Source organism: Stenotrophomonas rhizophila (genome assembly GCF_001704155.1).
Taxonomy (GTDB): Bacteria; Pseudomonadota; Gammaproteobacteria; order Xanthomonadales; family Xanthomonadaceae; genus Stenotrophomonas; species Stenotrophomonas rhizophila_A.
The window spans coordinates 839,021-862,839 of record NZ_CP016294.1 but is presented as its reverse complement, the minus strand read 5'-3'; the positions used below and the strand labels follow the sequence as shown (position 1 = coordinate 862,839).

Genomic DNA, 23,819 nt, shown 5'->3' with positions numbered 1-23,819 from the left:
GCCGACGATGCGCCTCTCCCAGTTCCACCTGCACACCACCAAGGAAACCCCCGGCGACGCCGAGCTGACCAGCCACCGGCTGATGCTGCGCGCGGGCATGATCCGCAAGCTCGCCTCGGGGCTGTATATCTGGTCGCCGCTGGGCCTGCGCGTGCTGCGCAAGGTCGAGCGCATCGTGCGCGAGGAAATGGAGCGTGCCGGCGCCATTGAATTCCAGGTGCCGACCATCCAGCCCAAGGACCTGTGGGAGGCCACCGGGCGCTGGGAAAAGTTCGGCCCGCAGCTGCTCAAGATCAAGGACCGCAAGGAGCAGGTGTTCTGCTACAGCCCCACCGCTGAAGAGGCCGCCGCCGATTTCGCGCGCCAGGAACTGAACAGCTACAAGCAGCTGCCGGTGAATTTCTTCCAGATCCAGACCAAGTTCCGCGACGAGATCCGCCCGCGCTTCGGCGTGATGCGCGCGCGCGAGTTCCTGATGAAGGATGCCTATTCCTTCCACCTGGACGATGCCTGCCTGGTGCGCGAGTACGAAAACATGAAGGCCGCCTATGCCCGCGTGTTCACCCGCCTGGGCCTGGACTTCCGCATGGTGCAGGCCGATTCCGGCGCGATCGGCGGCGACGCCTCGCAGGAATTCCACGTCATCGCTGATTCCGGCGAAGATGCGCTGGTGTTCTCCACCGGCTCCGATTACGCGGCCAACATGGAAGCCGCCGTCGCCGCTGCCCCGGGCCCGCGCCCGGCCGCCAGCGAAGCGCTGCGCAAGGTCGACACCCCCACCCAGAAAACCTGCGAGGCGGTCGCCGCCCTGCTCGGCCTGGGCCTGGAGCGTACCGTCAAATCGATCGCGATCATGACCGAAGCCGGCTTCGTGCTGGCGCTGGTGCGCGGCGACCACGACGTCAACGAAATCAAACTGGGCAAGGTCCAGGGCCTGCAGGGCTACCGCATGGCCGGTGAGGCGGAAATCGCCACGCACCTCGGCAGCGAACCGGGCTTCCTGGGCCCCCTCAACCCGGCCAAGCCGATCCGCATCGTGGCCGATCGCGACGTTGCTGCGATGGCCGACTTCGTCATCGGCGCCAACGAAGCCGGTTTCCATATTGCCGGCGTCAACTGGGGCCGTGACCTGCCCGAGCCGGAAGTGGCCGACATCCGCAATGCGAAGGAAGGCGACCGTGCCGCCGATGGTGGCGAACTGCGCGTGGCACGCGGCATCGAAGTAGGCCACGTGTTCCAGCTCGGCCGCCAGTATGCGCAGGCGTTGAATGCCACCGTGCTGGACGAAAACGGCAAGGCCGCGGTGATGGCGATGGGCTGCTACGGCATCGGTATCTCGCGCATCGTTGCCGCGGCGATCGAACAGAACCATGACGATGCCGGCATTATCTGGCCCGACGCGATGGCGCCGTGGCAGGTGGTGGTGTGCGTGATCAACCCCAAGCAGGACGACGCCGTGGCCAGTGCCGCTGCCGAACTGCTGGCCGAGCTGCAGGCCGCCGGCCTGGATGCCGCACTGGACGACCGCGGGCTGCGCCCGGGGTCCATGTTCGCCGACATGGAACTGATCGGCGTGCCGCACCGGGTGGTGGTGTCCGAACGCGGCCTGGCCGCCGGTACGTTCGAGTACCGCGCGCGCAGTGCCAGCGAAGCGGAGAGCCTGGACCGCGACGCGCTGATGGCCAAGCTGACGAAGTGATGACAGTGCCGGGTGGGATATCCCGGCATTTTATTGTCCCGTTTCCATTGATTATTTCTGCGCGCTGTGCATCTTCGAAATGAGAATGTATGCTGTTGCCGCGCCAAGGACTGGCTCAACCCCGTCCTTCTATTTTTAGATTCCGGAGCAGTTGATGAGTATTGACCTGAGTGGTTTGTCCGCCAAAGAGCTGGGCGCCCTGATCAAGAACGCCAAGAAGCAGCAGACGATCGTCGCCAAGCGCCCGGCCATCACCAAGGTCCGCGCACAGCTGACCAAGTTGGCCAAGGCAAACGGATACACCCTGGAAGAAGTGGCGGGCGTTGCCGCTCCCACCCGCGGCCGCGCCAGCAAGGCCGCCGGCGCAGCACCGGCCAAGGCCGTGCGCAAGCTGGGCAAGGTTGCCCCGAAGTACCGCAACCCGGCCAACCCGAAGGAAACCTGGACCGGACGTGGCAAGCAGCCGCGCTGGCTGGCCGCGCACACCACCAAGGGCAAGAAGCTGGAAGATTTCCTGATCAAGAAGTAAGCGATGCGCCGATGGCGCGCGCATTGAAACGCCGGCCGGGATGGCTGGCGTTTTTTTTTGGGTTACGTGAGCAGGCTTTCGGAAACTCTCAGAAACTCACAGATTCTTTCGCGCCGGCACCAGCAGGTTGCCGAACAATAATCCCGCCACGAGTGCCATTACCACGTTGAGCACGGTCATCAGCACGGTCTGGCCGGCACTCATGTCCTGCTGCTGCACCAACGTGAGCACGCCGCGCAGGCTGGTGCTGCCGGGCACCAGCATGATGATGCCGGGCAAGCGGATGATTGCGCCCGGTCGCTGCACCAGGCGGCCGAACAGGTTGCCTGCGGCGGTCATCACCATCGCCGACATGAAGATGCCGGCCGGCAGGCCCCACGCCTGGCCGGCAAACTTGGAGATCGCATAGCCGGCCACCGAGGCCGCGATCACCCACGGGTAATCGCGGCGGTGGGCCTTGAACAGCATCGCGAACGCGAACGCCGCGATCAGCAGCGCGCTCCATTCCACCCAGTCGGCCTGCGGGCGCGATGCGCGCACCACCGGGTCCAGCCCGATGATGCCCGACAGCGTCACCGCGATCACCGCGCCGACGGTGAGCTTGAGGATGGTGGTGATGGCGCCGGCAAAACGCGCGGTGCCCGATACCCAGTGCTGGCTGGCCAGTTCGTTGACCGCGTTGGTGAGCGACATGCCGGGCAACATCACCACCAGCGACGCGATGATGACGGTATTGAGGTTGAGCGCGCCCACGAACGAGGCCACCAGCGCTGCCACCGTACCGGCCAGCAGTGCCGCCAATGCCTCGCTGGCTTCGCGGCTGGCCGGGCGGCGGTCGGTGACCAGCGTCATCAGCCCGATCAGCAACCCGATCACCCCGGCGGTGGCGATATCCAGCCACGGCAGTTTCCACAGCCCGGCCACCCCGGCCGCGCCCAGGCTGTAGGACAGGATCATGCGGATCTTGCCGCGCCGGCCCGGGTCCTTGTCCAGCTGCCGCAGTGCGGTATGGCCCTGGGCGATGCTCATGGTGCCGTTGGCCACCGCTTCGGTGATCTGGTCGGCGATGCTGAGCTTGTGCAGGTCGTTTTCGCCCGGTGCCAGCCGGATAACGCGCGTGATGTCCGATGAACCGATGGCCTTGGTCGGGTCGCTGAAGCTCAGGATCAGCCCGGTCGGGTTCGACCACGGCTCGCAGTCCAGGTCCAGCCGCTGCGACAGCGCAACCACCGCCGCCTCCAGCCGCTGGGCCGTGGTGCCGTAGCTGTGCAGCCGTCCGGCGATCTCGGATACGAAGGCCACCCGCTGTGCGTAGGTGGCTGGAGGGGTGGCAATGGCGGGTGCGTCGGCAGACATGCGGCGTAGTATTACCCGATGTCGGGGCGCGCACACACTTGGCATCCACGCAGAAAGGTTATGCTGCATGGAGGACGCCCCATGACGCCAGACCAGACCCCCAAACTTGAACAGGATCCACAGGACCCCGGTCTCATCCGGTTGTCCGGGCAGTGGACCTTGCGCACCGCGCTGGACGCGGCCGAAGTGCTGCGCGCGGCACCGGAAAAAGTCACCGGCATCGATGCCAGCGGCATCACCCAGCTGGATTCGGCTGGCGTGCTGCAGGTACTGCGGGTGGCCCATCGCGCCGACCTGGCCGAGGATGCACTGACCTTCCGCGAGGACCACCGCGCGCTGGTGTGCACCATCGAAGAAGTGGCTGACGACCGCCCCAAGGCCAAGCGCGACTTCGGCGTGCTGGCCGCGCTGGAGCGGCTGGGTCGCAGCGTGCATGCCACCGGCCACAACATCGTGGCGCTGGCCAGCTTCCTGGGCGAGAACCTGGTCAAGGGCGGCCGCCTGCTGCGCGAGCCGCGCCGTTTCCGACTTACCGCCACCGTGCACCACATGGAGCAGGTGGGGCTGGATGCGGTGCCGCTGGTGGCGCTGCTGTCCTACCTGGTGGGTGCGGTGATCGCGTTCCTGGGCTCGACCATCCTGCGTGACTTCGGCGCCGAGATCTACGTGGTGGAGCTGGTCAGCATCGCCTTCCTGCGCGAATTCGCGGTGCTGCTTACCGCGATCGTGCTGGCCGGCCGCACCGCCAGCGCGTTCACCGCGCAGATCGGCTCGATGAAGGCGCGCGAGGAAATCGACGCCATCCAGACCCTGGGCCTGGACCCGGTCGACCTGCTGGTGCTGCCGCGCCTGATCGCGCTGCTGATCACCCTGCCGCTGCTGACCTTCGTGGCGATGATCGCCGGCCTGGCCGGTGGCGTCACCGTGGGCGCGTTCGACCTGGATATTCCGCCGCAGATGTACCTGGCGCGCCTGCACGACACCATTGAAGTGCGGCACATGCTGGTGGGCCTGTCCAAAGCGCCGGTGTTCGCCGCCGTGATCGGCCTGATCGGCTGCCTGGAAGGGCTGAAGGTGGAAGGCACCGCGCAGTCGGTGGGTGAGCGCACCACCTCCAGCGTGGTGCAGACCATCTCGCTGGTGATCATCATCGACGCGTTCGCCGCGTTGTGGTTCATGCACATGGATTGGTGATGACGACCACAGCCGCCCCTGATGAAGACACCCGCGTGGACCTGGCCGATGAAGACGGCCTGGCGATCCGCGTGCGTGGGCTGACCAACCGCTTCGGCAGCCAGACCGTGCATGACGGGCTGGACCTGGACGTGCGCCGCGGCGAGATCCTGGGCGTGGTGGGCGGCTCGGGTACCGGCAAGTCGGTGCTGATGCGCAGCATCCTGGGCCTGCGCCATCCCGATGCCGGCGAGATCGAGGTGCTGGGCGTGGATGCGCGCTCGGACAACCGTGCCGACCGCCTGCACATCGAACGCAACACCGGCGTGCTGTTCCAGGATGGCGCGCTGTTCTCGTCCATGACCGTGGGCGAGAACGTGCAGGTGCCGCTGAAGGAACACCACGGCGAACTGCCCGAGCGCTGGCACTACGAACTGGCGCTGCTGAAGGTGAAGCTGGCCGGCCTGCCCGCTGACGCGATCAACAAGCTGCCCTCGCAGCTCTCCGGCGGCATGCGCAAGCGCGCCGGGCTGGCGCGCGCGCTGGCGCTGGACCCGCCGCTGCTGTTCCTGGACGAGCCCACCGCCGGGCTGGACCCGATCGGCGCGGCCGCCTTCGACCGCCTGATCAAGACCCTGCAGGAAGCGCTGGGCCTGACCGTGCTGCTGATCACGCACGACCTGGACACCCTGTATGCGATCTGCGACCGGGTGGCGGTGCTGGCCGACCACAAGGTGATCGCCAACGCACCGTTGCATGAGATCGAACAACTGGAGCATCCGTGGATCCAGGAATATTTCCACGGACCGCGTGCGCGTGCTGCACGCGCCGCCAAGCAGAAGAGGGAGTAAGCCATGGAAACCAAAGCCAATTACGTACTGATCGGCGCGTTCACCCTGATCGTGGGGCTGGCATTGCTGGCCTTCGGCCTCTGGGCGGCCAAGTACTCCTCCGACCGCACCTGGACCGAATACCGGGTGGTGTTCCGAGAGGCGGTCACCGGCCTGTCGGTGGGCAGCCCGGTGCAGTACAACGGCATCGCGGTCGGCTCGATCACCGAACTGAACCTGGTGCCGGATGACCCGCGCCAGGTGGTCGCGCGGATCCGCCTGAACTCCAACACGCCGGTCAAGACCGACACCCGCGCCAAGCTGGCCATCACCAGCCTGACCGGGCCGTCGATCATCCAGCTCAGCGGCGGCACGCCGCAGGCGCAGGCGCTGACCGCGGTGAACAAGGACCCGGCGCCGATCATCCCGACCACGCCATCGGCGCTGCAGAACATCACCGACGTGGCCAACCGCATCGTCGAGCGCATGGACCAGGTGCTGAGCGACCGCAACGTGGCCAGCATCAATGCCACCCTGGCCAACCTGGAAACCATCAGCGGCGGCCTGGCTGACCGCGACCAGGGCACCCAGGCGCTGCTGCTCAGCGCGCGCGATGCCGCGCGCAGCCTGGACAGCACGCTGAAGACCACCAACGGCACCATCCAGCGCCTGGACACCAACCTGGTGCAACAGTTGCCGCCGATCCTGGACAAGCTGGAAACCACCCTGACCAAGCTCGATTCGGCGGCCGGCAGTGCCGATTCGATCCTCGGCGAGAACCGCGCGGCCATCAACAGCTTCGCCAACGATGGCCTGGCCCAGCTCGGGCCGACGTTGACCGAGCTGCGCGGGCTGATCCGCGACCTGCGCCGGGTCAGCGACAAACTCGACAACAACCCGGCCCGCTACCTGCTGGGCCGCGACGCGCCGAAGGAGTTCGAACCCAAATGAGCCGCTTCCCTCTCCTGCCCGCCTCCCTGCCCCGCCTGCTGTTGCCGGCGGCACTGATGATCGCGCTGGGCGCCTGCTCGTCGTTGCTGGGCGGCGGCGAGCGCAGCCAGGTCACCATCTACTCGCCCGTGGTGAAGATCCAGCCCGACCCGTCCTGGCCGAAGGTCGACTGGGCGCTGGTGCTGGTCAAGCCGACCGCCGCGCGCGTGGTCGACAGCCCGCGCATCAACGTGCGGCCGAACCCGGGCGAGCTTGAGGTCTACAAGGGCGTGAGCTGGGCGCAGCCGGCCACCGACATGGTCGACGACGCGCTGGTGCGCGCGTTCGAGGATTCCGGCCGCATCACCGGCGTGGCGCGTGCCACCACCGGCATCCGCGCCGACTACAAGCTGGCGTTGGATGTACGCCGTTTCGAATCCGATTACCGCGGCCAGCCGACCCCGACCGCCTTCATCGAGATCAACGCCAAGCTGATCCACGTGATCGACCAGCGCGTGGTCGCCGATCGCACGTTCCGCCAGGAGCAGCCGGTAGGCAGCACCGCCACCGGCGATGTCGCCCGGGCGCTCGAGCAGGGCCTCCAGGCGGTCACCACCGAACTGGTCGGTTGGACCCTCACCACCGGCCAGGCCGACAGCAAGACGGCCGCAGTCATCCCGACGCGGTTGCGTTGATCCAACGGAACGTGAGGTTGATGCGCTCGGCCAAGGGCCGGGCGCTTTTTGGCAGGGCGTGCTGATAGAAGGTCTGCGTGCGCCCGCCCATCACCAGCAGGTCGCCATGACCCAGGGTGACCTCCGCCTTGCGCGCGTGGTCGTCGCGCCGGCGCAGCAGGAACCGGCGGGCGGCGCCGAGGCTGAGCGAGGCGATCACCGGCGTGGGTCCCAGTTCGGGTTCATTGTCGCTGTGCCAGCCCATGCCGTCGTCGTTGTCGCGGTAGCAGTTGAGCAGCACGCTGTTGAATGGCTGGCCGCAGAAACTGCCCAACGCATCGCGGAGTGGGACCAGGGCGGGATGCCAGGCGTGCGGCACGAACTCGGTCCCCGAATAGCGGTAACGGGCCGCCGGGTCACCCATCCAGCAGCTCAGCCGCGGTGAATCCACCCGCCTGCCGAACATTTTGATCCTGTGCACCTCCCACGGCACCTCGCCGCGCAGCTGGCGCTGCAGCGCATCGGCGGCAGGTGCGGCCAACCAATGGCGGTGCCAGCGCACCTGGGCATCGGGAAGATGGAGGTCCATGGCGGCACGCTAGCATGGCCCGGATCGCGCCGCATGCGCCGCACCGGCCTCGGCTACACTCGACGGCTGTTGATCGCCAGGGGGGCGATGTCGATGTTCCAGAGATGGATTGCAGCCGTGGTTCTGCTTGTCGGGGTGGTGTCGGTCGTGCCCGTACGCGCCGATGAACACGCCGAGCGGGCGGAGGTAATGACGATGGTCGGCGCGCTGATGGAAGCCCGCGACTTCGAGACGTTGGAAGCATTGGCCGAGCAATATCGCAGCACCGAAGCACGTACCGGCAGTGGCGTCTTCATGCTGACCCAGTACTACGACGGCGTGTCGAACTACTTCAACACCCGCGATAGGGACGCTGTCATCTGGAACGACCGCGCCGCGCTGGCGGAGGCATGGTGGAACGCCTATCCGGATTCGCCGACGCCGCGCCTGGTTACCGCGCAGCTGCTGGCCAACACCGCTTGGAGCTACCGCGGCGGCGGCTACGTCCGAACCGTGCCGCCTGACCGCTGGGAAGCGTTCCGTCGGCAGAATGCCGAAGCCTTCGCGTTCATCAGCAAGCAGAAATCGGTTGCCGCGCGCGATCCCTACTGGTACGAGCTGACGCTGCGACTGGGGCAGCGCGACAGCATGGATGATGCGACCTACATGGCGATCTTCGATGAGGCCGTGGCACGGTATCCGCGCTTTTACCCGCTTTACTTCGGCGCCGTGAACAACTTCTCTCCCAAATGGGGTGGCAGTGCCGAAGCCATCGAGTCCTTTGCACGGCACGCGCTGAAGAAGGTCCGCCGCAAGGACCGCGCCGCTCTGTACACGCGGATCTACTGGGTAGCGTCGCAGAACCAGTACGGGAGCGATCTGTTCACCGACTCCTACGTGGACTGGCCACTGATGCGCCGGGGCATCGACGATGTGCTGGCCCGGTATCCCACCGACTGGAACCTGCAGAACTTCGCCTTCTTCGCCTGCCGCGCGCTGGACAAGCCCAAGACCCGGGAGCTGATGGGCCGGATCACGGCGCCGCCGGACGGCAAGGCCTGGGAGAGCGTGGAGGCGTACGAAAAATGCAGGGAATGGGCAGGGTGAACGCCCGGCGTTGGCAGGTTTGCCCCCGCGCGGTGAGTTGCAAGACAATGCCGGGTGTCACCTGCCACGCGACCCTTGAATGACCCTGCCCCTGCTGCCGCCCCGGACCCCATGAGCGCCGCCTCCCGCATCCGGCAGCAGGCATTCGCTTTCATGCGCGCGGTGTTCCGCCGCCTGCCGCTGCCCGAGGCCACCCGCGACCGGCTGCGCAACCGGGCATTGAGCCGGGTAGGCGACTGGAGCCCGCCGCCGCCGCGCGGCCAGGTACGGGCAGCTCGCCGAAGCGGGCGTGCACTGGTGCGGGCGGACGAAGCGGCCATCGGCCATGTGCCGGCCGGGCTGGCCGGCACCCTGCCCTCGCCGCTGCCGGCGACGCTGGTGGCGTTCTACCTTCCCCAGTTCCATCCGTTCGCACAGAACGACGCGTGGTGGGGCACCGGCTTCACCGAATGGCGCAATGTCACCCGCGCCCTGCCCCAGTTCGAAGGCCATGCCCAGCCACGGCTGCCGGCCGACCTGGGGTTCTATGACCTGCGAAACCCGCAGGTGATGCGCGACCAGGCACGGCTCGCGGCGGACCATGGCATTGGCGCATTCTGCTTCTACTTCTACTGGTTCTCCGGCCAGACCCTGATGGAGGCGCCGCTGCGCCAGTGGCTGGCTGACGCCAGCATCGCGCTGCCGTTCTGTCTGTGCTGGGCCAATGAAAACTGGACCCGGCGCTGGGACGGGCGCAACCAGGACGTGCTGATCGGCCAGCAGCACACGCCGGAAGACGACCTTGCGTTCATTGCCCATGTCGCCGAATACCTGCGCGACCGCCGCGCATTGAAAGTGGATGGCAAACCGATGCTGCTGGTGTATCGCCCGCAGCTGCTGCCCGATCCCAAGGCGACCGCCCAACGCTGGCGCGACTGGTGCCGCAACCACGACATTGGCGAGATCCACCTGGCCTACGTGCAGAGTTTCGAGCGCCCCGACCCCCGCGAGATCGGCTTTGATTCCGCCGTGGAGTTCCCGCCCAACGTGGTCAACCCGACCTCGTTGTCGGCCAACCAGCTCCTGATCAACCCCGACTATGCAGGTGATGTGCGCGACTGGCGCGAGCTGGCAGCAGAAAGCCTGGCTGCCCCCGCGCGGCCTTACCGCCTGCATCCCGGCGTCAACCCGGGGTGGGACAACGAAGCACGCCGTCCCGGCCGCGGCCGGGTACTGCTGCATGCATCGCCGCGCGCCTATGGCGACTGGCTGCACGCCACCATCCACGGCCGGTTGGCCGATACGCCGGTCGACCAGCGCCTGGTCTTCATCAACGCCTGGAACGAATGGGCCGAAAGCGCCGTTCTGGAGCCGGACCAGCGCCTGGGTCACGCGTGGCTGGCCGCCACCCGGCGCGCCCTGCAGTCCCGCCAGCCCGCGCCGCGCCGCCCCTGCGTGGTGATCCATGCCTGGTACCTGGAGGTGCTGGAAGAACTGCTGCAGCAGGTCGCTGCCAGCGGCATCGAAGCGCGGTTGCTGGTCACCACCACGCCGGACCGCGTGGAGGCGGTGCAGGCGATGCTCCAACAGGTGGGGACCGCCGCCGAAATCCTGGCGTACGACAACCATGGCCGCGACATCCTTCCCTTCCTGCACGTTGCCGACCGGCTGTTGAACGAGAACGAAGATCTGGTGCTGAAGCTGCACACCAAGCGTTCGACCCACCGCGACAACGGCAACCAGTGGCGGCAGGACATGCTCGGCGCGCTGCTGGGTGGCGAGCGTGCGCGCGCCATGGTGGCCGCCTTCCAGGCGGACCCCGGACTGGGCCTGGTCGCGCCCGCGGGGCATCTGCTGAACGCCGCCGACTATGTCGGCGGCAATGCAGAGGCACTGGCGTACCTGCATGCCCGCCTGGGCCTGCCCGCGGCGAAGAACGATGCCGTGTTCGCCGCCGGCAGCATGTATTGGGTCCGGCTGGCCGCGCTGCGGCCGTTGCTGGACGCGCACCTCTCGCCCAGCGAGTTCGATACGGAGCGGGGGCAGATCGACGGCACGCTTGCGCACGCGCTGGAACGGCTGACCGGCGCCACCGTCAACGCCGCCGGGTTCCGCATCTGCGATACCGTCACCGCACTGGGCGGCACCGCCCGGACGGATGCGGCAGCCTACCCCTACGCCCGGCCAGGCTGAGCGGCCTACAATCGCCGGCCACCCGCAAAGGATCAGCAATGAGAAGTCACGACAGCAGCAAGCGCGTCCTGGTTACCGGGGGCGCCGGTTTCCTGGGTTCGCACCTGATCGAGCGCCTGCTCGACCAGGGCCACGAAGTGGTGTGCGCGGACAACCTGTTCACCGGCACCAAGCGCAATATCGCCCACCTGCTGCCGAACCCGCATTTCGAGTTCCTGCGCCACGATGTGACCTTCCCGCTGTACATCGAGGTGGACGAAATCTGGAACCTGGCCTGCCCGGCTTCGCCGGTGCACTACAGCCATGACCCGGTACAGACCACCAAGACCTCGGTACACGGGGCGATCAACCTGCTGGGTCTGGCCAAGCGGCTGGACTGCCGGATCTTCCAGGCCTCCACCAGCGAGGTGTACGGCGACCCGAGCGTGCACCCGCAGCGCGAGGAGTACTGGGGCAACGTCAACCCGATCGGTCCGCGTTCGTGCTACGACGAAGGCAAACGCTGCGCGGAAACGCTGTTCTTCGACTACCACCGCCAGCATGGGCTGGACATCAAGGTGGCGCGCATCTTCAACACCTATGGCCCGCGCATGCACCCCAATGATGGACGCGTGGTGTCCAATTTCATCGTGCAGGCACTGCGCGGGGAGAACATCACCATCTACGGCGAAGGCCAGCAGACCCGTTCGTTCTGCTACGTGGACGATCTGATCGACGGCTTCATCCGCTTGATGGCCACCGACAAGGATTTCACCGGGCCCTGCAACCTGGGCAATCCGGCCGAGATGACCATCCGCGAACTGGCCGAGACCGTGATTGCCTTGACCAACTCGGGCTCGAAGCTGGTGTTCAAACCGTTGCCGCAGGATGACCCGATGCAGCGCCAGCCGGATATCACGTTGGCGAAGAGCAGGCTCGGCGGGTGGGAGCCTCAGGTGAAGCTGGAAGACGGGTTGCGGCGGACGATTGCATATTTTGACAATCTGCTGAGCGAATCCCGGTAGAGCCGTCTGTTGGACGGCTGCTTCAAATGGGTTGCGCGGCCCGTTGGGCGGCTGTTTCCTGGCGCGAAAGGCAGCGGACTGACAGTCCGCTCTACCGCCGCTGCTTCGTGAGGCCGCACTGGTAGGTGACGTCCTGGCGGCTGTGGCGGAACGGGTCGGTCAGGTCGTCGGAATACTTGCCCAGCAGCAGGCGCTGTTTTGGCAGGAAATGCTGGCGGTAGAAACGGCTCATGCCCGCCACGCGCCGGCCCTTGTCGGTCAGCAGCACGCAGCCGTTTTCGATGTGGATCGTGCCGGAGCTTTCCTGCTCCGTCAGGCGCACGTCCACCAGGCGATGCTCAACCATGTATTCCTTGGTGAACACGTCCTGGAAGGCGTCCTGGCGGATGCCCCCACCGCGCTGGTCGAGCTTCTCCAGGATGTAGAACGACAGCGAACGATCGATCACCGTCGGCACTGAAATGGCGAACGCGTAGCCACCGAGCAGCCACACCAGGACCAGCAGCACCTTCTCGGTCAGGGTGAAACGGCGCAGCGCAGGCAGCAGCAGCAACAGGCCGGCGAGCACGGCCGCCAGCACTGCATCGCCGATGGCCGCGTAGAACACCACGTCGACGCTGAAGAAGCGCACGTGCAGGAAGTGGATGCCCAGCAGCAGCGCCACGTAGAGGGCGGTGAGCAGCAGTGCGTTGCGCAGGGATTTCATGGCTTGAACACCAGCAGGCGGTTACCGAGGAAGGACAGGATGAACTGGATGATGCTGATCAGCACGAAGCCAATCCGGTAGTCGAACTTCAACAGGTCCGACCACAGCGCCATCAGGCCGCCGTTCAACAGCGCGATGGCGGCATACAGCAGCACGAACCGCCACAGCTGTTTGCTGGCGCGCGCCTGGGTGGCGGCGAACACGAAGAAGCGATTGCCCAGGAACGATGCCACGATCGCCACCGCTGCCGCCAGCAGGTTGGCCACGCCCTTGGACGGCACGTGCACCACTTCCACCAGCAGGCTCAGCACCGCGAAGTGCACGCCGGTCGCCACCAGCCCATTGATGACGTAACGCAGCAGCTGGCGGAGGTCAGCGCGGCGCGACATCGGCGGCAACCTCGATGACACCGGCCAGGTAGTCGCGGTAGGCACCCGGCTTCTGGATGCTGCCACGGACGATGCCACTGAGCATCAGTGTCATCAGGGTCAGCGTGCCGGTCTGCAGGAACACCAGGAACAGTACCCCCAGCGCCATCGAGAACCAACCCGGGGTGGCGTAGCCGGCCAGCTTGAGCAGGGTGGCCACCACCGCCAGCACGATCGAAGCGGAGGAGACCAGTACGCACATCAGGCCTACCCGCACCAGCACGTCCTCGGCGAACACCATCAACGCGCGGAACCCGTGCAGGGTGAGGCCGACGAAGTTCATCTTGCTGTGCCCGGCATAGCGCGGGCCGCGGTCGATCGGGCAGACGGCCAGGCGCAGCTTGCTGGCGATCAGTCCGGCTGCCACATGCGTCCAGACCTCGTGCATGGCATTGAGGCGATGCAGCGCGCCGACCTTGATCGCCATGAAGTTGCCGAAGCTGATCGTGCGCCCAGTCAGCAGCTGGAAAATGAACTTGTACACCACGTAGAAGGCACGGAAGCGCAGGGTCTCGACCCGGCTCCTGCGCCGCGCCACCGCAACATCCACCTCGTCGCTGCGCACCGCGTCCAGCAGGGTGGCGATTGTCTCGGGCAGGTCTTCGCCATCGGAATCCATCACGATGACCTGCCGGCAGTCGGGAAGATTCTCTTCCACATACCCCAACCCTACCGCGATGGCTTTCTGGTGACCGACGTTGCGGCGCAGTTTCAGCACCACGCCGCTGACGCCCGAGCGGGACAGCTGCGACGGCTGCAACGGCTCGCGGATGGAGCCGTCGTCCACCGCCACCACGTACACGCGGTCGCCGTACAGGCGTGCCAGTTCGCAGAACAACCGGGTGGAAGCCACGTGGTCTTCGTACACCGGGGTGACCACCACGAACGCATCAGCTGCCTTGTTCATTCCGTTCTCCTGCGGCAACGCGCGACGCGGCCGGGTTCCACTGGTCCACCATCACCAGCAATGCATACATCAACAGCAGCAGCACCGGCAGCACGGTCCGGCGCGCGCTCGTGGCCAGATGCCACTCCAGGTCGTGCGGGGTGCCCAGGTACACGGCGTACAGGACGCACGCATAGGCCACGGCCACCCCCAGTCCGGCCAGCGCGACCGGCGTACGCCAGGTGCGCGACCACAGCACCAGCATCAGCGCCAGCGGCACCCAGAAGATGCCACGCAGCAACTTCTGCACGATCAGCATGCTTTGCGCCAGATCCGGCAGGCGCGCCATCAGCTGGCCGCTGAGGTCGCTGGCGGCCAGGTCGTTGCTCAGGTGTGCGGCGGAAACCGCCAGTTTCCACGCCAGCAGGGGGAGCAGCGACAGCGCGAACGCCGCAGGGATGCCCCACGCCATGCGCCGCTCGCGCAGCAGGGTCACCGCCACGACGCCGACGGCGACGATGACCGCCAGCACCACGCCTTCGTTCTTGATCAGGCAGAGGATGGCCGACACCGCCGCGTATGCAGCCAGGTCGAACCAGCCACTTCCGCTGACGGGCGCACGCGCGGCACGCATCCCGGCGGCCAGCGCGGCTACCGCGTAGACCGCCAGCAGCGCGTCCATGTAACCGTCCACCAGGTAGCTGCCACCGACCTTCAGCAGGGCCACGGCGAACAGCCCGGCCACCCACCAGGTGCGCAGGCTGCGCGCGATCAACAACAGCGCCGGCAGCAACAAAAGCGTCGCCGCGGCCTTGGGGAAGATCTCGTTCCAATGGCCCACCACCTTCGCCGCGGTGGCCATCCAGACCGGCACCAGGGCCGGGTAATCGTTGTGGCTGAAAGGCGCGTAGCCATCGAGCTGGGTGTACAGCGACCCATCGAGGAAGATGCGCCGGGCATGGAACAACCAGATGGAGCGCGGGTCCCACCCATCCGACGGGCTGCCCAGGGCCAGCACCAGCAGCACCCCGATCACGCCCAGCATCCATGCCGCGCGGGCATCGCGCAGGGCCGACAGCGCCCATGCGGCGCAGCCAAGCACGGCAATGAACGCGGCCTGCGCCGGCAGTCCGACCCAGCCCAAGGCTGCAAAGGCATAACAGGCCAGCACGCCGGCCAGCATGCCCAGCGCGGCACCGGCGCCGGCGTCAGTGGCAGTCGACGAGGACAAGGCGCTCACCCCCTGCGATCCGGGTGCAGCCGGGACGCTGCGGTCCGGGCGTCTTCCACAGCATGCGGCCGTTGTCGGCCTCATGCAGGCGCATGGGATACAGGCCTTCCCACAGTCGCTGCTGCAGCAGCGAATCGTCCTTCAGGCCAGGCCCCAGCGCGAGCGGCACCCCGCGGTCATGATGCTGGGCAAGCAAGGTGCGGGCCTCCACCACTTCCGGCGGTACGGAGTGGATCCAACCGGCATCGGCAACGAATGCCTGGTTCAACAAGGCGCCACTGAAGTGCACATCCCTGGCAATGCCACGCAGCCCCACCAGCAGCAGCGCGCCGATCAGAAGGCCGACCAGCCCGTGCTGCAGAACGGAGAATTTCCCCTTCCCGGGTTTGATCACGGCAGCGTTCCAGGTTCAGCCAAGCCGGAAATTCTAGCATTGCGCCGATGACGCCCCGGAGCGATGCGCGCGGCAGGGTCGGCCTGCCGGTGTTCACCGGCAGGCGTGCGCCGGGTCAGCTGAAGCTGACGCCGGTCTTTTCCTTCAGCTCTTCATCGCTCACGCCGGGTGCCGCTTCGACGAGCTTCAGGCCCGCGTCGGTGATATCGAACACGGCCAGGTCGGTGATGATCCGGTCGACCACGCCCACGCCGGTCAGCGGCAGCGTGCACGCCGGCAGGATCTTGTGCTCGCCGCCCTTGGCGGTGTGCTCCATCAGCACCACCACGCGCTGCACGCCGGCCACCAGGTCCATGGCGCCGCCCATGCCCTTGACCATCTTGCCCGGCACCATCCAGTTGGCCAGGTCGCCCTGGTCGGTGACCTGCATCGCGCCGAGGATGGCCAGGTTGACGTGGCCGCCGCGGATCATCGCGAAGCTGTCGTGGCTGCCGAAGTAGCTGGCGCCGGCACGCGCGGTCACGGTCTGCTTGCCGGCATTGATCAGGTCCGCATCCACTTCCGCATCGGTGGGGAACGGGCCGATGCCGAGCAGGCCGTTCTCGGACTGCAGCCACACATCCACGCCGTCCGGAATGTGGTTGGCCACCAGGGTCGGCAGGCCGATACCCAGGTTCACGTAGGCACCATCGGTCAGTTCGCGGGCGGCGCGCTGCGCCATTTCATCGCGGGTCCATGCCATGTCAGTTGCCCTCCGCACGCACGGTGCGCTGTTCGATGCGTTTTTCCGGGGTCGGGTTGTGCACGATGCGGTGCACGTAGATGCCCGGCAGGTGCACCTGGTCCGGGTCGATGCTGCCCACCGGCACCACTTCTTCCACTTCCACCACGCACAGCCTGCCGGCCATCGCACAGGCCGGGTTGAAGTTGCGCGCGGTCTTGCGGAACACCAGGTTGCCGGCCTCGTCGGCCTTCCACGCCTTGACCAGCGCCACGTCGGCGCGCAGCGCGGTTTCCATCACGTAGTGCTTGCCGTCGAATTCGCGGGTTTCCTTGCCCTCGGCCACCACGGTGCCGTAGCCGGTGGCGGTGAAGAAGGCGGGAATGCCCGCACCGCCGGCCCGCAGGCGCTCGGCCAGGGTGCCCTGCGGGTTGAACTCCAGCTCCAGCTCACCGGCCAGGTACTGGCGTTCGAATTCCTTGTTCTCGCCCACGTAGGACGAAATCATCTTCTTGATCTGGCGCGTTTCCAGCAGCTGGCCCAGCCCGAACCCATCCACGCCGGCATTGTTGGAGATCACCGTGAGGTCCTTGACCCCGGTGTCGCGCAGCGCGGCGATCAGCGCCTCGGGAATGCCGCACAGGCCGAAGCCGCCGACGGCCAGGGTCTGGCCATCGGCCACCGCACCCTGCAGCGCTTCGGCGGCGCTGGCATAGCGTTTGCCGCGCCGGCCGTTGTCTGGGGACTTGCTCATCTACGCCCTCACCTCGTTGATGTAAGGACCCATTGTAGCCATTGCCGGTAGCGTCCCCGGCTGAAAACGCTTCCCATACATCGCAGCGGCTAAACTCGCCTACTGACTACAGAAAGGACCCCCGATGACCCTCCCCGCATTCAAGGCGTATGACATCCGCGGCCGCGTGCCGGACGAGCTGAACGAAGACCTGGCGCGGAAGATCGGCGTGGCACTGGCGGCCCAGCTGGAGCCGGGCACCGTGGTGGTCGGCCATGACGTGCGCCTGACCAGCCCCGCCCTGCAGGACGCCCTGGCCGCCGGCCTGCGTGGCGCCGGGCGCGAGGTGCTGGACATCGGGCTGTGCGGCACCGAAGAGGTCTACTTCCAGGTCGACCACCTCAACGCCGCCGGCGGGGTGATGGTTACCGCCAGCCACAACCCGATGGACTACAACGGCATGAAGCTGGTCAAGCAGCAGGCCCGCCCGATCAGTTCGGACACCGGCCTGTTCGCCATCTCCGATGCCGTGGAAGCCGATACCGCGCCGGCCGCCGAGCCCAAAGCCGGCATCCAGTCGCATCCGGACAAGCGCGCATATATCGAGCACCTGCTGAGCTACGTCGACCGCGCCGCCCTGAAGCCCCTGAAGTTGGTGGTCAACGCCGGCAATGGCGGCGCTGGCACCATCGTCGACCTGCTGGCCCCGCACCTCCCGTTTGAATTCGTGCGCATCGCACACGAACCGGATGGCAGCTTCCCGAACGGCATTCCCAATCCGCTGCTGATCGAGAACCGGGAGATGACCGCGCAGGCCGTGCTCGAACACGGTGCGGACTTCGGCATCGCCTGGGATGGCGATTTCGACCGCTGCTTCTTCTTCGACCACACCGGCCGTTTCATTGAAGGTTATTACCTGGTCGGCCTGCTGGCCAAGGCCATTCTGGCCCGCCAGCCCGGCGGCAAGGTGGTCCACGACCCGCGCCTGCTGTGGAACACCGTGGAGATGGTGGAAGATGCCGGTGGCCAGGCCGTGCTGTGCAAGAGCGGGCATGCCTTCATCAAGGAAAAGATGCGTGCCGAGGATGCCGTGTATGGCGGCGAAATGAGCGCGCACCATTACTTCCGTGAGTTCGCCTACGCTGATTCCGGCATGATTCCGTGGCTGCTGATTGCCGCGCTGGTGTCCGAAACCGGGCTTTCGCTGGCCGACCTGGTCGAAGAACGCATGCAGAAGTTCCCCTGCAGCGGCGAGATCAACTTCAAGGTCAGCGACGCCAAGCTGGCGGTGGCGCGGGTGATGGAGCACTTCGCCGCGCACGGCCCGACCCTTGACCATACCGATGGCATCAGCGCGGATTTCGGCCAGTGGCGCTTCAACCTGCGCAGCTCCAATACTGAGCCGCTGCTGCGCCTGAACGTGGAATCGCGAGGCGATGCGGCACTGCTGCAGCAGCGCACCGATGAGATCTCCCAGCTGCTCAAGGCATCCTGAGGCACAGCCTGATGAACGACATCCTTCCGGTCATCCTGTCTGGCGGTTCCGGCACGCGGCTGTGGCCGCTGTCGCGCGAAGCCTACCCCAAGCAGTTCCTGGCACTGGCCGGTGAGCAGACCATGCTGCAGGCCACGTGGCAGCGTGTCGCGCCGATCGCCGGCCGGGCGCCGCTGGTGGTGGCCAACGAAGAGCACCGCTTTGTTGCCGCCGAACAGCTGCAGCAGCTGGGCGTGGAGCCGCAGGCGATCCTGCTGGAACCAGTCGGTCGCAACACCGCGCCGGCCATCGCAGTCGCCGCACTGGAAGCCACCCTGGAAGACGGCGACCCGGTGCTGCTGGTACTGCCATCGGACCACGTGATCGCCGATGAAGCGGCCTTCCGCGCGGCGGTGCTGAGCGCCCTGCCTGCCGCGCAGGAGGGCAAGCTGGTCACGTTCGGCATCGTGCCGACCGGGCCGGAGACCGGCTATGGCTACATCAAGGCCTCCTCGGGCGGCGCGGTGCGGGCGGTCGACCGGTTTGTCGAGAAACCTGACGCAGACACCGCACGGCAGTACGTCGAGTCGGGCGAGTACTTCTGGAACAGCGGCATGTTCCTGTTCAAGGCCTCCCGCTACCTGGCCGAGCTGGAGCTGTTCCAACCGGACATGCTGGCCGCCAGCCGCAATGCCTGGCAGCTGGCACGGCGCGACACCGACTTCACCCGCCTCGACAAGGACGCCTTTGCCGCGGTGCCGGCAGATTCCATCGATTACGCGGTGATGGAAAAAACCGCCGATGCCGTGGTGGTGCCGCTGGACGCGGGCTGGAACGATGTGGGCTCGTGGACCGCGCTGCGCGACGTATCGGCGCAGGACGCCGATGGAAATGCCCACCACGGCGATGTCATCGCCATCGACTGCCGGAACACCTACGCCTACGGCGAGCGCCTGATCGCGCTGGTCGGGCTCGACGATGTGATCGTGGTGGAGACCGACGATGCGGTGATGGTGGGCCGCAGCGACCGCATGCAGGAGATCAAGCAGGTGGTGGCCCGGCTCAAGGCCGAGCAACGGCCCGAAGCCACCTGGCACCGCAAGGTGTACCGCCCGTGGGGTGCCTACGATTCAATCGACAACGGCGAGCGGTTCCAGGTCAAGCGCATCACCGTCAAGCCGGGCGGCACGCTGAGCCTGCAGATGCACCACCACCGCGCCGAGCACTGGGTGGTGGTCAGTGGCACCGCCGAAGTGACCCGCGGCGACGAGGTGATCCTGCTGGGCGAAAACCAGAGCACCTACATTCCGCTGGGCGTCACCCACCGGCTGCGCAATCCAGGCAAGCTGCCGCTGGAGCTGATCGAGGTGCAGTCGGGCAGCTACCTGGGTGAGGACGACATCGTGCGGTTTGAGGATACCTACGGGCGCAGCTGAGCATGCCGCAGCGGCACGCTCAGTGCGAAGACACCTGCTCGCGTACGACGGCGGGCAGGATCCGGCGAAGGTCCGGGTGGTCCAGGTGCCGCTTCAGCTGTTCGGCATCGGGATAGGGCAACTCGAAGTCGCCTACCTCCAGTGCCTTCGGGTCACCGCTGGCGAGGTAACGCACCACGTTGGCCTGCAGCAGCTCGCTTGCCACCTTGAATGCCTTCGCCCGCTTGATGTCCTTGGAAACCTGGCTAAGCGAGCCGCCTGCGAACAGCAAGGCAAACAGCACCACCACCGACCGCGCCGCGATGCGACGCGGCGACGGCGTCGACAGCAGGCCCCACAGCTGCAGCGCGAACCAGGCGTTGCCGACCACGCCCGGCACCAGCAGCTCGGTGTAACGCGACGCGGGCGGATGCATGCCGTCGTGACCGCGTCCGTAGCCGATCGACAGCGCCTGCAGGGCCGACCAGATGCACAACCCGGCCATGAACAGCGCGGTCGGGCTTGCTTTGCGCAGGATCAGCATGCGCGAGACCATCACCACCGAAGGCAGCCAGACGATCACGAACAGCCCGTTGGAGCGCCCGGGCCATGCCAGGACATGGCTGGCCGCCAGCAGCAGTTCGCCCACGCTGTGCGCGCGCATCCCGCTATGCGCCGCGGGTATCGGCAACAGCAGGTAGGCGACCACCGCGATGACCGCCAGCGCGGCCGTGGCGGCCAGTGCCGGCGCGCGCCGCCCCGGCAGGCACAGACAGGCAAGCACGCAGACCGCGCCCGCGGCGACCGCCGTCAGCAGGCCCGAGGCCATGGTGACGATCGCCAGCACGCTCAATGCCATCGCAGCGAGCAACGCGCCGGGGCGCTGGTGATGCCTGGCCACCAGGGCAATGGCAACCACGCTGGACAGGATCAGGAAGTAGAACTGGCTCTGGAAACCGACCAGGAAGTTTTCGCGGGCGAACGGCAGCACCGACAGCAGCAGCACCACCAGCATCATCAGCCAGCGTTTGCCTGCCGATGCCTCATCGCGCGTTGCCTGCCATACCAGCAGGGCGGGAATGAAACAGAACAGCACGGCCGTGATGCGTGCTTCGTAGACGTTGTTCCACTCGCCGGTCACCAGGTAGGACGCCAGCGCCACCAGCCGGGTGGGCAGGATCCGGTGTTCGTTGTGCGGGTAGAGCAGCGTGTCCCACTGCAGCGTTCCCTCCAGCCATGGCCGCAGCGCGGTCGCCCATTCACCGTCCCATTGATCCCAGAACGGCATGGGCGTGCTGAAGCACTGGACGTACAGCAGCCGGGCAAGCAGTGCCAGGACGCCCGTGGCGAGGGCAAACGAAAGCGGGGACGGCCGCAGCCGCCCCGGGAGGTCTTTATCGTGGGTCATCCGTGTTTCCGAGCGTTCCCGTTCAGCGCGTGGCGGTGCCTGCCGGGGCAATCCCGGCCATCACCTGCTTCAGACCGTCCTGCCAGGAGGGCAGTTGCAGGCCGAAGTCCTGCTGCAGTCGGCCATTGTCGAGCACCGACCAGGCCGGGCGCTTGGCCGGCGTCGGGTAGTCGGCCGTGCTGATCGCCTCCACCACCGGCACCCGTGCCAGCACGCCGCCCGCCTGTGCCTGGGCGAAGATCGCCTCGGCAAAGCCATGCCAGCTGGTCTGGCCACTGGCCGTCAGGTGCCAGGTCCCGGACAACCGGCCCGGGTGCTGAAGCACCTGCGCGGTGACATCGGCGATCAGGGCGGCGGGGGTCGGGGTGCCGACCTGGTCGGCGACCACGCGCAACACCTCGCGCTCGGCCCCCACCCGCAGCATGGTGCGCAGGAAGTTGGCGCTGTGCGAGGCATATACCCAGGCGGTGCGGAAGATCAGGTGGCGGCCGCCGGCGGCACGCACCGCGTCCTCGCCCGCCAGCTTGCTCTGCCCGTACACGCCCAACGGTGCCGTGGCGTCGTCTTCGAGGTACGCACGGCTGCCCTGGCCATCGAACACGTAGTCGGTGGAGTAATGCACCAGCGGTACACCCGCGGCAGCGCACCACCGCGCGATCACGCCCGGTGCGTCGGCGTTGGCCCGCCACGCGGCGTCGCGGTCTTCTTCGGCCCGATCCACGGCCGTGTACGCGGCGGCGTTGACCACCACGTCAGGCTGGACCCGGTCCAACAACGCAGCCAGGGTCGCGGGCTGGTTGAAATCCGCAACGTCGCAGGGGCTGCCATCAGCAAGGCTGCCACTGCGGGTGGTCGCGGTGACCGTCCCGAGCGGCGCCAGCGCGCGCAGCAACTCCTGGCCAAGCTGGCCATTGGCGCCGAAAAGCAGCACGTTCATGGCGTATAGACCGGCAGACGGTCCTCGGCGATGTCCTTCAGGAACGGCGCTGCCTCATCCTTGGCCGACAGGGTCGGGCCACTGATCGGCCAATCCACGCCGATGTCGGCATCGTTCCAGCGCACGCCGGCGTCGAAGTCCTTCAGGTACACCTCGGTGCACAGGTAGCTGAACACCGCGCGCTCGGACAGCACGGCAAAGCCGTGCGCGAACCCTTCCGGGATCCAGAACTGCTTCTTGTTTTCCGCGCTCAGCACGACCGCTTCCCACTGGCCGAAGGTCGGCGAGCCACGACGGATGTCGACGGCGACGTCGTAGACCTCGCCCTCAAGCACGCTGACCAGCTTGCCCTGCGGACGCGGCCACTGGTAGTGCAGCCCACGCAGCACGCCCTTGGCGGAGGTGGACACGTTGCTCTGCACGAACTTCGTCGGCAGGCCATGCTGGCCGAACCGTTCCGCATTCCAGGTTTCAAAGAAGAACCCGCGCTCGTCGCCGAACACGGCCGGCTCGATCACAACGCAGCCCGGCAGCTTGGTCTGGATGATTTTCATGGCACCACTCCACGCACGGCCAACGCGTGCAGATACTGGCCGTAGCCATTCTTGATCAACGGCGCGGCAAGCGCCTCCAGCTGTTCGGCGCTGATCCAGCCCTGGCCGAACGCGATTTCTTCCGGGCAGCAGACCTGCAGGCCCTGGCGGGTCTGGATGGTTTCGATGAAGTTCGACGCCTCCAGCAGCGACTGGTGCGTACCGGTATCCAGCCACGCATAACCGCGACCGAGGGCTTCCAGGTGCAGATTTCCCTCGCGCAGGTAGCGCTGGTTCAGATCGGTGATCTCCAGTTCGCCACGCGGCGACGGCTTCAGTTCGGCGGCATGGTGGCTGGCGTTGCCGTCGTAGAAGTACAGGCCGGTGACCGCATAGTTCGAGCGCGGGTTGGCCGGCTTTTCAACCAGGTCGATGACCTTGCCGGCCTTGTCGAATTCGGCCACACCGTAACGCTCGGGATCGTTCACCCAGTAGCCGAACACGGTTGCACCGCTGTCGCGCTGGTCGGCGTTGCGCAACACTTCACGCAGGCCGTGGCCATGGAAGATGTTGTCGCCCAGCACCAGGCAGCTAGGCTTGCCGCCGACGAAATCCTTGCCGATCAGGTAGGCCTGCGCCAGCCCATCGGGGCTCGGCTGCACGGCGTATTCAATGTTCATGCCCCATTGCGAACCATCGCCCAGCAGTGCCTGGAACAGCGCCTGCTCGTGCGGGGTATTGATGATCAGCACATCGCGGATTCCCGCCAGCATCAGCACGCTGAGCGGGTAGTAGATCATCGGTTTGTCGTACACCGGCAACAGCTGCTTGCTGACGCCTTTGGTGATCGGATACAGGCGGGTGCCGGAGCCGCCCGCCAGGATGATGCCTTTACGTTGCGTCATGGGAAT

Annotated in this window: 23 protein-coding genes and 1 pseudogene; 11 read left to right on the top strand and 13 right to left on the bottom strand. The window is 66.7% G+C overall.

Annotated elements, in window-relative coordinates; genetic code table 11:
• The first annotated feature begins 7 nt into the window (after positions 1-7).
• Positions 8-1,699: a proline--tRNA ligase gene (locus tag BAY15_RS03765; RefSeq protein ID WP_068849120.1), complete on the top strand. Its 1,692-nt coding sequence runs from the start codon at positions 8-10 to the stop codon at positions 1,697-1,699.
• Positions 1,700-1,853: 154 nt separating this feature from the next.
• Positions 1,854-2,225: pseudogene (locus tag BAY15_RS03760) on the top strand (H-NS family nucleoid-associated regulatory protein); the annotation flags it as partial.
• A 99-nt stretch (positions 2,226-2,324) separates the two neighbouring features.
• Here the strand turns inward: BAY15_RS03760 and BAY15_RS03755 are convergent.
• The gene (locus tag BAY15_RS03755) at positions 2,325-3,584 is read right to left on the bottom strand and encodes a threonine/serine ThrE exporter family protein (RefSeq protein ID WP_068849116.1); all 1,260 of its coding nucleotides are present in this window, start codon (positions 3,582-3,584) and stop codon (positions 2,325-2,327) included.
• 81 nt (positions 3,585-3,665) lie between these two features.
• On the opposite strand from BAY15_RS03755, the gene BAY15_RS03750 reads away from it, so the two are divergent.
• From BAY15_RS03750 to BAY15_RS03735, 4 genes are read left to right on the top strand one after another with little or no spacing between them, the layout of a single operon-like run.
• Entirely contained in the window at positions 3,666-4,778 is a 1,113-nt protein-coding gene (locus tag BAY15_RS03750; protein WP_068849114.1) for an ABC transporter permease, read from the top strand.
• Positions 4,778-5,608: an ABC transporter ATP-binding protein gene (locus tag BAY15_RS03745; protein WP_068849112.1), complete on the top strand. Its 831-nt coding sequence runs from the start codon at positions 4,778-4,780 to the stop codon at positions 5,606-5,608. Before BAY15_RS03750 ends, BAY15_RS03745 begins: the two co-directional genes overlap by 1 nt.
• Positions 5,609-5,611: 3 nt before the next feature.
• A complete protein-coding gene (locus tag BAY15_RS03740) occupies positions 5,612-6,538 on the top strand; it encodes an MlaD family protein (protein ID WP_068849110.1) in 927 nt (308 codons plus the stop codon).
• The gene (locus tag BAY15_RS03735) at positions 6,535-7,212 is read left to right on the top strand and encodes an ABC-type transport auxiliary lipoprotein family protein (RefSeq protein WP_068849108.1); all 678 of its coding nucleotides are present in this window, start codon (positions 6,535-6,537) and stop codon (positions 7,210-7,212) included. The genes BAY15_RS03740 and BAY15_RS03735 overlap by 4 nt, the downstream gene beginning before the upstream one ends.
• On the opposite strand, the gene BAY15_RS03730 is transcribed toward BAY15_RS03735, so the two are convergent.
• Entirely contained in the window at positions 7,190-7,780 is a 591-nt protein-coding gene (locus tag BAY15_RS03730; protein ID WP_068849106.1) for an alpha-ketoglutarate-dependent dioxygenase AlkB family protein, read from the bottom strand. The two genes, BAY15_RS03735 and BAY15_RS03730, sit on opposite strands and share 23 nt — an antisense overlap.
• Positions 7,781-7,813: 33 nt before the next feature.
• Here BAY15_RS03730 and BAY15_RS03725 point away from each other — a divergent pair, with 33 nt between their 5' ends.
• The 3 genes from BAY15_RS03725 (at position 7,814) to BAY15_RS03715 (ending at position 12,042) form a co-directional block, all read left to right on the top strand.
• Entirely contained in the window at positions 7,814-8,866 is a 1,053-nt protein-coding gene (locus BAY15_RS03725) for a DUF4034 domain-containing protein (protein ID WP_157771689.1), read from the top strand.
• Between the two features lie 111 nt (positions 8,867-8,977).
• Entirely contained in the window at positions 8,978-11,038 is a 2,061-nt protein-coding gene (locus tag BAY15_RS03720) for a glycoside hydrolase family 99-like domain-containing protein (RefSeq protein ID WP_068849102.1), read from the top strand.
• A 38-nt stretch (positions 11,039-11,076) separates the two neighbouring features.
• Positions 11,077-12,042, top strand: a complete 966-nt coding sequence (locus tag BAY15_RS03715; protein WP_068849100.1) for a UDP-glucuronic acid decarboxylase family protein — start codon at positions 11,077-11,079, stop codon at positions 12,040-12,042.
• A gap of 91 nt (positions 12,043-12,133) precedes the next feature.
• Here the strand turns inward: BAY15_RS03715 and BAY15_RS03710 are convergent, their stop codons facing one another.
• The 7 genes from BAY15_RS03710 to BAY15_RS03680 all read right to left on the bottom strand — a co-directional run bounded on the left by BAY15_RS03710 (position 12,134) and on the right by BAY15_RS03680 (position 17,162).
• Entirely contained in the window at positions 12,134-12,748 is a 615-nt protein-coding gene (locus BAY15_RS03710) for a hypothetical protein (RefSeq protein WP_068849098.1), read from the bottom strand.
• On the bottom strand, positions 12,745-13,137 hold the full coding sequence (locus BAY15_RS03705; protein WP_068849096.1) for a GtrA family protein: 393 nt from the start codon (positions 13,135-13,137) through the stop codon (positions 12,745-12,747). Before BAY15_RS03705 ends, BAY15_RS03710 begins: the two co-directional genes overlap by 4 nt.
• The gene (locus BAY15_RS03700; protein ID WP_068849094.1) at positions 13,121-14,083 is read right to left on the bottom strand and encodes a glycosyltransferase; all 963 of its coding nucleotides are present in this window, start codon (positions 14,081-14,083) and stop codon (positions 13,121-13,123) included. Before BAY15_RS03700 ends, BAY15_RS03705 begins: the two co-directional genes overlap by 17 nt.
• Positions 14,067-15,302 (bottom strand): hypothetical protein, encoded by a 1,236-nt coding sequence (locus tag BAY15_RS03695; protein WP_068849092.1) that lies wholly within the window; start codon positions 15,300-15,302, stop codon positions 14,067-14,069. Before BAY15_RS03695 ends, BAY15_RS03700 begins: the two co-directional genes overlap by 17 nt.
• Positions 15,271-15,687 carry a hypothetical protein gene (locus tag BAY15_RS03690; RefSeq protein WP_068849090.1) on the bottom strand — a complete coding sequence of 139 codons (417 nt, stop codon included), beginning with the start codon at positions 15,685-15,687 and terminating at the stop codon, positions 15,271-15,273. Before BAY15_RS03690 ends, BAY15_RS03695 begins: the two co-directional genes overlap by 32 nt.
• A gap of 115 nt (positions 15,688-15,802) precedes the next feature.
• Positions 15,803-16,429 (bottom strand): CoA transferase subunit B, encoded by a 627-nt coding sequence (locus BAY15_RS03685; RefSeq protein WP_068849088.1) that lies wholly within the window; start codon positions 16,427-16,429, stop codon positions 15,803-15,805.
• A gap of 1 nt (position 16,430) precedes the next feature.
• Entirely contained in the window at positions 16,431-17,162 is a 732-nt protein-coding gene (locus BAY15_RS03680; RefSeq protein ID WP_068849086.1) for a CoA transferase subunit A, read from the bottom strand.
• A gap of 124 nt (positions 17,163-17,286) precedes the next feature.
• On the opposite strand from BAY15_RS03680, the gene BAY15_RS03675 reads away from it, so the two are divergent.
• Together BAY15_RS03675 and BAY15_RS03670 are read left to right on the top strand one after the other, a co-directional pair.
• A complete protein-coding gene (locus BAY15_RS03675; protein ID WP_068849084.1) occupies positions 17,287-18,636 on the top strand; it encodes a phosphomannomutase/phosphoglucomutase in 1,350 nt (449 codons plus the stop codon).
• An 11-nt stretch (positions 18,637-18,647) separates the two neighbouring features.
• The gene (locus BAY15_RS03670) at positions 18,648-20,051 is read left to right on the top strand and encodes a mannose-1-phosphate guanylyltransferase/mannose-6-phosphate isomerase (RefSeq protein WP_068849082.1); all 1,404 of its coding nucleotides are present in this window, start codon (positions 18,648-18,650) and stop codon (positions 20,049-20,051) included.
• Positions 20,052-20,070: 19 nt separating this feature from the next.
• On the opposite strand, the gene BAY15_RS03665 is transcribed toward BAY15_RS03670, so the two are convergent.
• From BAY15_RS03665 to rfbA, 4 genes are read right to left on the bottom strand one after another with little or no spacing between them, the layout of a single operon-like run.
• Positions 20,071-21,438, bottom strand: coding sequence for a hypothetical protein (locus BAY15_RS03665; protein ID WP_068849080.1), 1,368 nt, complete (start codon positions 21,436-21,438; stop codon positions 20,071-20,073).
• Positions 21,439-21,460: 22 nt separating this feature from the next.
• The gene (rfbD, locus tag BAY15_RS03660) at positions 21,461-22,375 is read right to left on the bottom strand and encodes a dTDP-4-dehydrorhamnose reductase (protein ID WP_068849078.1); all 915 of its coding nucleotides are present in this window, start codon (positions 22,373-22,375) and stop codon (positions 21,461-21,463) included.
• On the bottom strand, positions 22,372-22,929 hold the full coding sequence (gene rfbC, locus BAY15_RS03655) for a dTDP-4-dehydrorhamnose 3,5-epimerase (RefSeq protein ID WP_068849076.1): 558 nt from the start codon (positions 22,927-22,929) through the stop codon (positions 22,372-22,374). Before rfbC ends, rfbD begins: the two co-directional genes overlap by 4 nt.
• A complete protein-coding gene (gene rfbA / locus BAY15_RS03650) occupies positions 22,926-23,813 on the bottom strand; it encodes a glucose-1-phosphate thymidylyltransferase RfbA (protein WP_068849074.1) in 888 nt (295 codons plus the stop codon). Before rfbA ends, rfbC begins: the two co-directional genes overlap by 4 nt.
• Positions 23,814-23,819: the final 6 nt, after the last annotated feature.

What these genes read in the sequence shown, in the direction of transcription:
- BAY15_RS03765 (WP_068849120.1), top strand. Translation starts at nt 8, where the DNA reads ATGCGCCTCTCCCAGTTCCACCTGCACACCACCAAGGAAACCCCCGGC.
- BAY15_RS03755 (WP_068849116.1), bottom strand. Translation starts at nt 3,584, where the DNA reads ATGTCTGCCGACGCACCCGCCATTGCCACCCCTCCAGCCACCTACGCA.
- BAY15_RS03750 (WP_068849114.1), top strand. Translation starts at nt 3,666, where the DNA reads ATGACGCCAGACCAGACCCCCAAACTTGAACAGGATCCACAGGACCCC.
- BAY15_RS03745 (WP_068849112.1), top strand. Translation starts at nt 4,778, where the DNA reads ATGACGACCACAGCCGCCCCTGATGAAGACACCCGCGTGGACCTGGCC.
- BAY15_RS03740 (WP_068849110.1), top strand. Translation starts at nt 5,612, where the DNA reads ATGGAAACCAAAGCCAATTACGTACTGATCGGCGCGTTCACCCTGATC.
- BAY15_RS03735 (WP_068849108.1), top strand. Translation starts at nt 6,535, where the DNA reads ATGAGCCGCTTCCCTCTCCTGCCCGCCTCCCTGCCCCGCCTGCTGTTG.
- BAY15_RS03730 (WP_068849106.1), bottom strand. Translation starts at nt 7,780, where the DNA reads ATGGACCTCCATCTTCCCGATGCCCAGGTGCGCTGGCACCGCCATTGG.
- BAY15_RS03725 (WP_157771689.1), top strand. Translation starts at nt 7,814, where the DNA reads ATGCGCCGCACCGGCCTCGGCTACACTCGACGGCTGTTGATCGCCAGG.
- BAY15_RS03720 (WP_068849102.1), top strand. Translation starts at nt 8,978, where the DNA reads ATGAGCGCCGCCTCCCGCATCCGGCAGCAGGCATTCGCTTTCATGCGC.
- BAY15_RS03715 (WP_068849100.1), top strand. Translation starts at nt 11,077, where the DNA reads ATGAGAAGTCACGACAGCAGCAAGCGCGTCCTGGTTACCGGGGGCGCC.
- BAY15_RS03710 (WP_068849098.1), bottom strand. Translation starts at nt 12,748, where the DNA reads ATGAAATCCCTGCGCAACGCACTGCTGCTCACCGCCCTCTACGTGGCG.
- BAY15_RS03705 (WP_068849096.1), bottom strand. Translation starts at nt 13,137, where the DNA reads ATGTCGCGCCGCGCTGACCTCCGCCAGCTGCTGCGTTACGTCATCAAT.
- BAY15_RS03700 (WP_068849094.1), bottom strand. Translation starts at nt 14,083, where the DNA reads ATGAACAAGGCAGCTGATGCGTTCGTGGTGGTCACCCCGGTGTACGAA.
- BAY15_RS03685 (WP_068849088.1), bottom strand. Translation starts at nt 16,429, where the DNA reads ATGGCATGGACCCGCGATGAAATGGCGCAGCGCGCCGCCCGCGAACTG.
- BAY15_RS03680 (WP_068849086.1), bottom strand. Translation starts at nt 17,162, where the DNA reads ATGAGCAAGTCCCCAGACAACGGCCGGCGCGGCAAACGCTATGCCAGC.
- BAY15_RS03675 (WP_068849084.1), top strand. Translation starts at nt 17,287, where the DNA reads ATGACCCTCCCCGCATTCAAGGCGTATGACATCCGCGGCCGCGTGCCG.
- BAY15_RS03670 (WP_068849082.1), top strand. Translation starts at nt 18,648, where the DNA reads ATGAACGACATCCTTCCGGTCATCCTGTCTGGCGGTTCCGGCACGCGG.
- BAY15_RS03665 (WP_068849080.1), bottom strand. Translation starts at nt 21,438, where the DNA reads ATGACCCACGATAAAGACCTCCCGGGGCGGCTGCGGCCGTCCCCGCTT.
- rfbD (WP_068849078.1), bottom strand. Translation starts at nt 22,375, where the DNA reads ATGAACGTGCTGCTTTTCGGCGCCAATGGCCAGCTTGGCCAGGAGTTG.
- rfbC (WP_068849076.1), bottom strand. Translation starts at nt 22,929, where the DNA reads ATGAAAATCATCCAGACCAAGCTGCCGGGCTGCGTTGTGATCGAGCCG.
- rfbA (WP_068849074.1), bottom strand. Translation starts at nt 23,813, where the DNA reads ATGACGCAACGTAAAGGCATCATCCTGGCGGGCGGCTCCGGCACCCGC.